7 protein-coding genes are annotated in these 8692 nt (G+C 72.6%); 5 read left to right on the forward strand and 2 right to left on the reverse strand.

Features of this window, described 5'->3' with window-relative positions; all coding sequences use genetic code 11:
* Positions 1-100 precede the first annotated feature (100 nt).
* A complete protein-coding gene (locus QI554_RS15320; RefSeq protein ID WP_281470306.1) occupies positions 101-1339 on the forward strand; it encodes a geranylgeranyl reductase family protein in 1239 nt (412 codons plus the stop codon).
* Between the two features lie 66 nt (positions 1340-1405).
* Here QI554_RS15320 and QI554_RS15325 read toward each other — a convergent pair whose 3' ends face one another.
* Positions 1406-2059 carry a hypothetical protein gene (locus QI554_RS15325; protein WP_281470308.1) on the reverse strand — a complete coding sequence of 218 codons (654 nt, stop codon included), beginning with the start codon at positions 2057-2059 and terminating at the stop codon, positions 1406-1408.
* Between the two features lie 94 nt (positions 2060-2153).
* Here QI554_RS15325 and QI554_RS15330 point away from each other — a divergent pair, with 94 nt between their 5' ends.
* Positions 2154-2513 carry a hypothetical protein gene (locus QI554_RS15330; RefSeq protein WP_281470310.1) on the forward strand — a complete coding sequence of 120 codons (360 nt, stop codon included), beginning with the start codon at positions 2154-2156 and terminating at the stop codon, positions 2511-2513.
* A gap of 308 nt (positions 2514-2821) precedes the next feature.
* On the forward strand, positions 2822-4759 hold the full coding sequence (locus QI554_RS15335; protein ID WP_281470311.1) for a serine/threonine-protein kinase: 1938 nt from the start codon (positions 2822-2824) through the stop codon (positions 4757-4759).
* 13 nt (positions 4760-4772) lie between these two features.
* Here the strand turns inward: QI554_RS15335 and QI554_RS15340 are convergent, their stop codons facing one another.
* A complete protein-coding gene (locus QI554_RS15340) occupies positions 4773-6386 on the reverse strand; it encodes a PucR family transcriptional regulator (RefSeq protein ID WP_281470314.1) in 1614 nt (537 codons plus the stop codon).
* A 425-nt stretch (positions 6387-6811) separates the two neighbouring features.
* Here QI554_RS15340 and QI554_RS15345 point away from each other — a divergent pair, with 425 nt between their 5' ends.
* The gene (locus QI554_RS15345; RefSeq protein WP_281470316.1) at positions 6812-8308 is read left to right on the forward strand and encodes a gamma-aminobutyraldehyde dehydrogenase; all 1497 of its coding nucleotides are present in this window, start codon (positions 6812-6814) and stop codon (positions 8306-8308) included.
* 116 nt (positions 8309-8424) lie between these two features.
* Positions 8425-8692: ATP-binding cassette domain-containing protein (locus QI554_RS15350; RefSeq protein WP_281470318.1), on the forward strand; the 268-nt coding region annotated here is incomplete at its 3' end.

The following is an 8692-nucleotide window of genomic DNA, read 5'->3' on the forward strand; positions in this document are numbered from 1 at the left end:
AACGGTTGGCGATCTTACGGAGCAAATCGGTCATATTGTCGGAGCCGCGCGCGGGGCGCCCCGCCTGGTCGCGGGGCCCGGCCCGATAGGCTGACGGCCCATGACCACGAGCCCCACGCCGCCCCCGTCCGACCCCGCGCCCGACCGGTCCGCGGACGCGGTGCCGGGCGCCGCCGAGGCCGCCGACGTCTGGGACGTCGTGGTCGTCGGCGCGGGACCGGCCGGCGCCTCGGCCGCACACGCAGCCGCCGCGGCGGGCCGCCGCGTCCTGCTCGTGGAGAAGGCCTCGCTGCCCCGCTACAAGACCTGCGGCGGAGGCCTCATCGGCCCGTCGTCGGGCGCGTTGCCGCCCGGCTTCCGCGCACCGCTCAAGGAGCTCGTGTACGCCTGCACGTTCAGCATGAACGGCCGCTGGACCCGCACCAAGCGGGTACGCGGCAAGGGCGAGATGTTCGGCCTGGTCAACCGCCCCGAGTTCGACGCCGGCCTGGTCGCCGCGGCACGCGAGGCCGGCGCGCACGTGCGCGAGGACGCCACCGTCCAGCGCGTCGACGAAGACGCCCACGGCGTCCGCCTGACCCTCGCCGGCGGCGAGACGGTGCACGCACGCGCCCTCGTCGGCGCGGACGGCAGCGCCGGGCGCACCAGCGCGTACGTCGGCGTCGTGTTCGACCAGGTGGACCTGGGCCTCGAGTCCGAGATCCCGGTGCCGCCGGAGATCGCCGACCACTGGCGCGGCCGCGTGCTGATCGACTGGGGGCCGCTGCCCGGCTCCTACGCGTGGATCTTCCCCAAGGACGACACCCTCACCGTCGGCGTCATCTGCGCCCGCGGCAACGGCGAGGCGACCCGCGCCTACCTGCGCGACTTCATCGCCCGGCAAGGCCTCGCGGGCTTCCGCCCGTCGGTGACTTCCGGCCACCTCACCCGCTGCCGCGCGGACGACTCGCCGCTCTCCAACGGGCGCGTGCTGGTCGCGGGCGACGCCGCCGGGCTGCTGGAACCATGGACGCGCGAGGGCATCTCGTACGCGCTCCGCTCCGGCCGTGCCGCGGGCGAGACCGCCGCGCTCATCGCCGCCGCCCGCGACGACGCCGACGTGAAGGAGGCCACCGAGGCCTACCGCACGCGCATCGAGGCCACCCTCGGCCGCGAGATGAGGGCGGGCCGCCTGATGCTGGCCGCCTTCGAGCGCCGGCCCGCGCTCTTCCACAACGCGGTGTCCCACATCCCCAAGGCCTGGTCGGCCTTCGAGGGCATCGTCCGCGGGCGGCGCACCCTGGCCGACTACGTCGAGCGTCCCGCCATCCGCAAGGCGCTGCGCTTCGTCGCGCGCTGACACCACTGCGGTCCACCGGGGAAGTCCCGGTGGACCGCGGGGTGTTCGTGCCTTGTGCGCTGTGGATCAGACCGGTTCGGCGTCCCGCATGCGCATGCGGGCGAGGCCGACCATCGCGCAGCCGAGGATCAGCAGGCCGAGCGCGCCGCCCGCGATCGACAGCTCCCAGGGCAGGACCCCGGTCTTCGGCAGCGAACCCGGCGCCGTCGGGTTGTTCCCGCCGTTGCCGTTGTTCCCCCCACTGCCGTCGTTCCCGCCGTTCCCGCCGGTGCCGACGTTGGTGCTGCCGACGTTGGTGGTGCCGCCCGCTCCGCCGTTCGCCGAACCCTCGCCCGGTGTCACGGTGAAGCCGATGACGTTCGGGTCGTTGCTGCCGAATACGAAGCGCAGCGGCCCGTCCTGGCCGAGGATCACGTTCAGGTTCGTCGCGCCCTTCGGCACCACGAGCACGCAGAACGTCGAGACGTCCTGGTTCGGGTCCTCCGCGAGCGGCAGCCGCACCGCGTCGCGTGCCGCGCGGGTGTCGGCGCGGGTGGTGGCCGGCAGGTAGCGCACCTGCGCGGTCCACGTCCGCGACTCGCCCGGTTTCAGCGAGGGGAGCGAACACCTGAAGCTGTCACGCCAGTTCGCCGACAGCTTCGGGCCGGGCTCACAGCCGGCGACCGACAGGATCTCCAGCTGGTTGGTGCTGACCGCGTACACGTCGCGCGCCGGCTGCACGCGGTCGGTGGTGTTGGTGACCGTGAACGGGATGCTGCCCCGCCCCGTGGTCCCGTCGAAGGTGACCTGCCGGGAGACGCCGACGCCGTAGACCTTGGCCTGCGGCGCGGTCGTGGTCGGCGCCGGACTGCTCGGCGCGGTCGTGGGCGGTGCGCTCGTGGTCGGCGGCTTGCTGCTCGCCGACGAACTCGCGGACGTGCTCGCCGAGGAGCCGGCCGACGAACTGGCCGAGGAGCTCGCGGACGACGAACTCGAGGACGACGACGCGCTCGACGACCGTGACGAACTGGCGGACGTCCGCGGCGAAGCGCTGGTCGACCGCGTGCTGCTGGAGCTCGAACTCGGCGGCGGGTGCTCGCCACCCGACTCGCCGCCCCCCTCGCCACCGCCCGATTCGCCGCCGGGTCCGCCCGGCAGGCTGGTCCGGCTGCTGCTGTGCCCCCCACCTGGGTGATGCCAGTGGTCGCCGGGCTCCCCGGTGTTCGCGAGGGCGAGGCCCGCCTGCAGGGTCAGCGCCAGACCGATGGGAAAGGCGACAAGAATCGACGCTCTCTTGACTCTTTCTGATCGAAATCTGCGTGGGATGTCCACGCTTCAGCCCCCTCCGCTGAATTGGCCCCGGATTAGATCTTGATTTTCCCACCCGATATCCATTGGCCGCGTCGCTTTGTTTTACCATGGACCGCCCGGGAAATCCGTCGCACTTCGCCCGGGCGGATGACCCCGAGGGGGTCGGCCGGCACAGGGGCAGCTGGGGGTGGGATGCCGCGCGGGCAGGGGAGAGCCGAGGGCGGGGATCTGGTCGGTGGCCGGTATCGGCTGGTCAGTGTCATCGGCAGCGGAGGCATGGGGACCGTCTGGCGGGCCCATGACGAGCTGCTCGACCGACCGGTCGCGGCCAAAGTCCTGAATATCGTTTTCGGCCACGACCACGAGGACCGGAATCGGCGCGAGAGATCGTTGCGCGAGGCGCGCGCCACGGCGCGCATCAATCACCCGAATGTGGTCCGGGTGTACGACTACGTGGAAGACGACGACCGTTTGTGGATCGTCATGGAACTGTTGGCCGCGCGCTCCCTGGACGCCGTGGTCGACCAGGACGGGCCGCTGTCGCCGAAGGACGCCGCCGCGATCGGCGTCCAGCTCGCACGGGCCCTGCGCACGGTGCACGACCAGGGCGTCCTGCACCGCGACGTGAAACCCGGAAACGTCCTGATCGAGCCGGACGGGCACACCGTGCTCACCGACTTCGGCATCGCCGCGCTCGAAGGCACCAGCGGCCTGACCGGCACCGGAATGATGGTCGGCTCACCGGAGTTCATGGCGCCCGAGCGCATCGACGGCGACAACGCCGGACCGGCGTCCGACCTGTGGTCGCTCGGTGTGACTCTGTGCGCCGCGGTGACCGGGACGTCCCCGTTCCGCCGCTCGACTCCCGTCGCCACACTCGCCGCGATCGTCATCAACGCACCCGAAGTCCCGCCGGAGACAGGCCCGTTGGCGCCGCTGCTGCGCGAGCTGTTCCTCCGCGACCCGGAGGGCCGGCCGAACGCCGCGCAGGTGTTGGAGCGCCTCGAAGCCGTCCTGGCGGTGGACGCGTTGCGGCAGACCGACGTTCCGACGCAGGAGGTGACCTCGCCGCCGGTGGACAACCGCGGGCAGTTGCCGCCCCGCGACACGACACCCGAGGCCGAACGCCCGACCGCGCTCGCCCCGCTGGTCGCGGCCACGCCGGTCGCCGCCACGCCCGTCGCGTCGGCGACCGCGGTGCCCGGCTTCGCCGACGCCGAGACACGGGTGCCGGACGCCCCAGTGGCGACCGTCCCGGCCACGGTCCCGGTCGCCGACCCGGGCGCCCCGACCGAGCGCTACCCGCGCGTGCCGGCGCCGCCGCCCGCGCACGAGGTCCCGGCGGCGCCGCCCGACGGCACGGAGATCCTGACCGGCGGGACCGCGCCGCAGCCGCGCCCGTGGTGGCGCCGCCGTCCGGTCGTGCTGTCCGCTTCGGCGGCCGCCGTCGCCGCGATCGTGGTGGCCGCCGTGCTGCTCAGCGGCGGGGGAGGCGGCGCGAAGGACAAGGCCTCGGGTGCGAACCCGCCCGCTGTCGGCGCCGAGTCCGCCTCGCCGGGCCCGTCGAACAGCGCGGCGTCGCCGTCCCCGAGCGTCAGCGCCAAGCCGCAGTTCGCCCCGTACCCGACCGCGGAGCCGACCGCCGCCCCGTCGACACCGACGCACACCGTCGACGAGAAGCGCTTCACCTGGCCGGTCCCCGACGGGTGGAACCGGGCCGAGCGCGACCTGACCATCAGTTACGTCGCGCCCGGACGGCTGTCCGTGCTCGCCGCCCGCACCGCGTTCAAGCAGACCGACGACCTGCTGGGCGCGTGGCGCGACGACGAGGCCAAGGCGCCCGCGGTGCTCGCCGACTACACGAAGATCTCCTTCGAACAGCGCACGATTCGCGGCAACCCCGGCGTGGTGTGGGAGTACACCTGGGTCGAGGCGGGCGTCCCGCGGCACGCGGTGCTGGCCGCGTTCATCGAGAACGGGCTCTACGTCGAGGTCGACCTGTTCAGCACCAACGACACGTACCCCCGCGACACCGAGCTGTTCCAGTGGGCGCTGCGGAACCTGCACCCGGTCGCGACCGGCGGCTCCGCGCCCGCGGCCGGCCCGTCGGCGGCGGGCGCGCCCGCGTGACCCCGCGGGCGCGTCAGCGACGCAGCGCCTCCAGGCCCAACAGTGCGACGTGCAGAGAGAGGCAGCTCTCCACCTGGTCGAGGTCGACGGACAGCACGCGTTCGATGCGGTGGAGTCGTTCGTAGAACGACGGCCGTGACAGGTGCGCCGCGTCGGCGGCGGCGGACTTGTTGCGGCCGTTCTCCAGGTACACGCCGAGCATCTGGACCAACTGCGTTCCGTGCTGCGCGTCGTAGGCGAGCAGCGGGCCCAACTCCCGCTCCACGTACGTCTGCAGGCGCGCGTCGTCGCGCAGCAGGTGGAGCAGGCCGCGCAGCCGCACGTCCGGCAGCCGGTAGAACGCGGCGCCGCCGCCCTGGTGGAGTGCGGCGTCGGCGACCTGGGTGGCCTCGAGGAGCGAGCGCCGCGCGTCGCGGACGGCGCCGACCGACGAACCGACCGCGATGACGATGTCCGTGGCCAGGTCGGGCGCCAGCTTGCGCAACGCGGCGGCGAAGCCCTCGAGCGCGGCGTCCTCGGTGTCCTGCGCGCCGAGCGCGACCAGCAGGCCGACGCTGTCGTCGTCGAGCCCGCCGACCAGGGCGTGCAGCCGCCGTTCGCGGACGGCCGCCGCGGCGGTCTCGGTGAAGTCCCGCAGCCGCGCCTGGGACTCCAGCGCCGCCGGCGTCACGCCGCGGCGCAGCCGCAGCACCACGCCGACCAGCCGCCGGCCCTCCAGGTTCACGCCCAACGCGCGTGCGCGCAGCGTGACTTCGGCGACCGTGTACGAGTGCGTCAGGATGCCGGACAGCAGCGTGCGGTGCGTCTGCCGCTCCAGCGTCTCCCGGTCGCGCACCACCAGCCGGTTCAGCGCGAGCGTGGACGCGGCGCGCTCGAGCAGCATCGTCTGCTGGGCGGGCGGCGAGGTGCCGTCGCCGACGAGGATCAGCCGGCCCCAGTCGTGGCCGCGCGCGCCGACCATCGTCACCAGCCACCCGGCGCGCTCGTCGAACCCGGTGCGGGCCCCGAGGCGCACCTGCCGGGAGCGGTCCTCCCAGTGGTCGAGCAGCGACTCGGCGCGGACCCCGGCCGCGTCGTACGCCAGCACCTGGTGCGCCAGGTTCTCCAGCACCACCGGGCGCCCGGACATGCGCGACGCCTGCCGCACCACGTCGCCGGGCTCGGCGCCCTCGACGGCCAGCTCGTTGAACGCCTGGTGGACCGCCTCGGACGCCTGCAGCTCGGCGAGCTGCGCGTCGATGATCAGGCCGTGCACGGCCTCGGTGATGCCGACGAAGTGCGTCTCGTGGCGCAGCGTGACCACCGGGAGGCCGGCCTGCTCGGCGGCCGCGACCAGGGCGCGGGGGAGCTGGTCGGCGTACCGGCGGCCCAGCTCGATCACCAGGCCGGCCGCGTCGACCTCGGCGAGGTCCCGGACGTACCGCTGCAACCCCTCGCGGTCCTCGGGCAGCGCGATGCCGGTGGCGAGCACGAGCTCGCCGCCGCGCAGCAGCTTGGCGGCGTCCGGCAGCTCGCTGATGTGCACCCAGCGCACGGGGCGGGACAGCCCGCGCTCGCCGGCCACGACCTGCGGCATTCCGCGGCGTACGGCATCAAGGGCCACTACGTCGGCGACCGTGGGAAACACCTGAGCTACCTCCACACCCTGTAAATGCGCTGCGGCGCACCACTTCCATCGTGACAGGTTTCGTGCTGTGGTCGACCGGGCGCCCTAACGTGCGCCTCGGTCGCAAATCCGACACCCCGGGTTTGCCGATGTGTAAAGCCGAATGGGCCCGGGCTGTCGTCGTGGCAGTTGCGGCACCTGGTGTCGGGACGGCATCGTCCTACGCTGACGCGGAACACGCGCCGATCCGATGGATACATCAGCCAGAATGGCACCCGACGACGGATTCCATCGCGAGCAACGGCCGATCCAGTGGAGACCATCCGTCGGGTGGCCGCCACAAGTCCCCTTTGGGGCGGATCGCGACCGCGGGCCGCCGGGGGACGTCGGGGCTGCCGACAGCGCAGTCCACCGGATTCGAGCAGGGAGCGCCAGTGGAGGGCCGAATGCAGGACTTCGCCGAGGGTCACCAGTTCATCGGGGGCCGTCTGCGGCCCGGATCGTCCGGTGAGACCTTCGATGTCACCAACCCGGCGAACGGCCAGGTTGTGGAGACCGTCACGCTCGCGGACACGTCGGACGTGGACGCCGCCGTCGGCGCCGCCAAGGACGCCTTCCCCGAGTGGTCCCGTGCCACCCCGATGGAGCGTGCCGGCGCGCTGAACAAGCTCGCCGCGATCCTGGAGGCACGCGCCGAGGACTTCGCGCAGGCCGAGACCGCGCAGGCGGGCAAGCCGATCAAGCTGACCCGCGAGTTCGACGTGCCGGGCACGATCGACAACGTCTCCTACTTCGCGGGCGCCGCGCGCTCCCTGGAGGGCAAGGCGTCCGGCGAGTACACGGGCGACCACACCTCCTCGGTCCGCCGCGAGGCGATCGGCGTGGTCGGCTCGATCGCGCCGTGGAACTACCCGCTGCAGATGGCGGCGTGGAAGATCCTCCCGGCGATCGCCGCGGGCAACACGATCGTCCTCAAGCCCGCCGAGATCACCCCGCTGACCTCGCTGATGTTCGCGCAGGCGTGCACCGACGCCGGGATCCCCGACGGCGTCGTCAACGTGATCACCGGCAAGGGCCGCACGGTCGGCGAGTACCTCATGGCGCACAACGACGTGTCCATGATCTCGTTCACCGGCTCGACCGGCGTCGGCAAGCGCGTCGCCGAGGTCGCGATCCAGACCGTCAAGCGCATGCACCTCGAGCTCGGCGGCAAGGCCCCGTTCGTGGTCTTCGACGACGCCGACCTCACGGCCGCGGTGCACGGTGCGGTCGCCGCGTCGCTCATCAACAGCGGCCAGGACTGCACGGCCGCGACCCGGGCGTACGTCCAGCGGCCGCTGTTCGACGCGTTCGTCGAGGGTGTCGCCGAGCTGTACGCCGCGGTCCGCCACGGCGACACGCTCGACCCGTCCACCGACAACGGCCCGCTCGTGTCGCGCCGCCAGCAGGAGTCGGTGGCCGGCTTCATCGACCGCGCCCGCGGCTACGGCGCCAAGATCGTGGTCGGCGGCGAGATCCCCGGCGGCGACCTGGCGAGCGGCGCGTTCTACCGCCCGACGCTGGTCACCGGCGTGGCCCAGGACTCGGAGATCGTGCAGGACGAGATCTTCGGCCCGGTCCTGGTCGTGCTGCCGTTCGACAGCGACGAGGAGGGCATCCGCCTCGCCAACGACACCCCGTACGGCCTCGCGGCCTCGGCGTGGACCCGCGACGTGTTCCGGGCCGGCCGCGCCACCCGCGAGATCCAGGCCGGGTGCGTGTGGGTCAACGACCACATCCCGATCATCAGCGACATGCCGCACGGCGGCTACAAGGCGTCCGGCTTCGGCAAGGACATGTCGCAGTACTCGTTCGACGAGTACACCAACGTCAAGCACGTGATGTACGACATCACCGCGGTGGCCGAGAAGGACTGGCACCGCACGATCTTCGGAGACCGGTAGAGGCCCGAGGGGCCCTCCCCTCGGACACACGACCAGCATTCGCACCGGCCGTTAGCGGGACGGCGGCTTCGGCCGCCGTCCCGTCGCTTCCGGCTACGTAGCAAGGCACTTGAACTATGAGCGAGCAGCAGCGGGCCGGCGCCTCCGGTGACGTCAATCTGGTGGGCCTGAGCAAGAGCTTCGGCAGCAACACCGTCGTCCAGCCGACCGATCTCACGATCCCCGCGGGGTCGTTCTTCGCCGTCCTCGGTGCGTCCGGGTGCGGGAAGACGACGACGCTGCGGATGATCGCGGGGTTGGAGGAGCCGTCGTCGGGTCAGGTGCTGATCGGTGGTGCGGACGTGACGGGGCTGCCGCCGTACAAGCGCCCGGTCAACACGGTGT

Origin of the sequence: Yinghuangia seranimata (assembly GCF_029953285.1) — a bacterium.
Lineage (GTDB): Bacteria > Actinomycetota > Actinomycetes > Streptomycetales > Streptomycetaceae > Yinghuangia > Yinghuangia seranimata.